At 66.6% G+C, this 1,603-nt stretch carries 1 protein-coding gene; it reads left to right on the plus strand.

Annotated features, from left to right (window positions below):
- The first annotated feature begins 228 nt into the window (after positions 1-228).
- Positions 229-1,515, plus strand: coding sequence for an IS110 family RNA-guided transposase (locus tag NCC78_RS31625; protein WP_250799110.1), 1,287 nt, complete (start codon positions 229-231; stop codon positions 1,513-1,515).
- Positions 1,516-1,603 lie beyond the last annotated feature (88 nt).

Below are 1,603 nucleotides of genomic sequence, written 5' to 3' on the forward strand. Positions count from 1 at the left end.
TTAGCCTCCGATGTCCCCTTGGTGACGCCCGTGCTGGGCGTGAAAATCGGGGTGGCTGCCCGCCGACGTCGAGTGACATTGGCCTATGAGGCCGTCAGTTAGCCTGACGCTGGGAGCGTGATTTTAGGGGCCCTGCATTGTTGCTTCGAGCACGCGAGTCCGTCTCTGCCCTTCCCCTGTGCCGCTCCCGCGGGCAGCCGCCTTCGCAACCCGAGGTGAGGCGGTGTGATGAACGAGATCAGTGAAGAGCCGGTAGCGCAGTACATGCGGGTGTGCGCGATCGATATCGGCAAGGCGGGGCTGGTCGCGTGTGTGCGGGCCCCGCACGAGACCAACCCGGGACGTCGGGTGCAAGAGGTCCGCGAGTACGCCACGGTGACTCCGGCGTTGCTGGGCTTGGCGGACTGGCTGCGCTGCCAGCAGGTTCAGCTGGTGGCGATGGAGGCCACCTCCGGCTACTGGAAACCGGTCTTCTACCTGCTGGAGGCCGAAGGCTTCGAGTGCTGGCTGCTGAACGCCCGGCACGTCAAGAACGTTCCCGGCCGGCCGAAGACGGACAAGCTCGACGCGGTGTGGCTCGCCAAGGTCGTCGAACGGGGCATGTGCCGGCCCAGCCTGGTGCAGCCCAAAGCTCTTCGGCAGCTACGTGATGTCACCCGCTATCGACGCAGCCTGGTACGCGAGCAGACGCGGGAGAAGCAGCGGCTGGAGAAGGTGCTGGAAGACGCTCAGATCAAACTCGACTCGGTCATCAGCGACCTGCATGGCGTGTCCGGCCGCAAGATGCTGGAGGCAATGATCGCCGGCCAACGTGACCCCCGACTGCTCGCCGACCTGGCCCATGGCCGCATGCGCGCCAAGCTTCCGCAGCTACGCCAAGCGTTGACCGGCCACTTCGATGACCACCACGCCTTCATCTGCGCCGCCATGCTGCGCCGCATTGACACTCTCACCGCCGACATCACCGCCCTGGACGCCCGCATCGACGAACTCATCGCCCCGTTCGCTGCCGCGGTGGACAAGCTCGATGAGATCCCCGGCGTTGGGCGCCGCAGCGCGCAGGAACTCATCGCCGAGATCGGCGTGACCATGACCGTGTTCCCCACTGCCGCGCACCTGGTGTCATGGGCAAAGTTCGCTCCCATAGACAGGCAGTCAGCCGGCCGAGCGAAAACCGCCTCCAGCGGCAAAGGCAACCCGTGGCTGGCCGGCACCCTCGGCGAGGTCGTCGCCGGCCTGGCCCGCACCGACACCTTCCTCAGCGAGCGCTACCGCCGCCTCGCCCGACGACGAGGCAAGAAACGCGCCATCGTCGCGGTCGGCAACTCGGTGCTCACGATCATCTGGCACGTCCTGTCCGATCCCGACACCCGCTACCACGACCTCGGCCCGGGCTATCACGAGTCAAGGCTCAACAAGCACCGCCGGCAACGCGACCTCGTCCGCCAACTCGAGCACCTCACGGGCCAGAAGGTCACCCTCCACCCCGAGCCCGACCTACCCACCGCAGCCTGACACCACCAACACCACAGCCCGGCTCCGCTTCGCTACGCCGGGCGCTACCGCCTGCCCACTCACTCAGCGATTTTCGAGTCAGTCACCC

The sequence above is a fragment of the Micromonospora phytophila genome (genome assembly GCF_023656545.1).
In the GTDB taxonomy this organism is placed as follows: Bacteria; Actinomycetota; Actinomycetes; order Mycobacteriales; family Micromonosporaceae; genus Micromonospora; species Micromonospora phytophila.